The sequence below is a fragment of the Vibrio sp. 1401 genome, assembly GCF_033340295.1.
The window spans coordinates 1-539 of record NZ_JAWOWF010000764.1 but is presented as its reverse complement, the minus strand read 5'-3'; the positions used below and the strand labels follow the sequence as shown (position 1 = coordinate 539).

Genomic DNA, 539 nt, shown 5'->3' with positions numbered 1-539 from the left:
GATAGAAAGCGCATCAGAAATGATGCAACCACGCTTATGGGCTCAGCAAAGCCATATTGATCGTGTGATTCGCAACTGTAAAAACCCTCATCACACCAACGTCGTGCTAATGAATGAACTACAAAAACAAGTCACAAAGTTCAGAGAAGCATTACAAGGAAAAGCGACGTCGGTTAAAACAGACAACGTAGTCGCCTTCAACAGAAACGATTTCTACTGATGTGAGAGTCACACCTTCGGCAGACTCCCACACTCATAAATCACTGTGGCTCAGGACCGTATTTATTCGGGCCTGATGTGCCTTTCAAAAAACCACACTCAATCAAAATCCAAAGCCCACAAATTAATGAAATCGAAGCAATGAACAGCTGTGGCGTTGAAGGCTCTTGCGCTATTGGGCTTGTCATCGGCGTTGCGATGCGACCAATCACCAAAGGAATATTCAAGCCTAACCAGTAGATCGACTTGTCGCGGTCATGCCATCTCTTTGTCGTAATAGCCAAATCAGGAATGAGCAGTACCAACAAGAATATTGGCAG

General features: G+C 44.7%; 2 protein-coding genes. One reads left to right on the top strand and one right to left on the bottom strand.

Annotation, left to right across the window (positions count from 1 at the left end; all coding sequences use genetic code 11):
* A partial coding sequence (locus tag R7Z77_RS28040) for a DUF3135 domain-containing protein (RefSeq protein WP_318137394.1) occupies positions 1–220 on the top strand: 220 nt, incomplete at its 5' end.
* Positions 221–260: 40 nt separating this feature from the next.
* Here the strand turns inward: R7Z77_RS28040 and R7Z77_RS28035 are convergent.
* On the bottom strand, positions 261–539 hold a 279-nt coding region (locus tag R7Z77_RS28035), incomplete at its 5' end, for a DUF805 domain-containing protein (protein ID WP_318137393.1).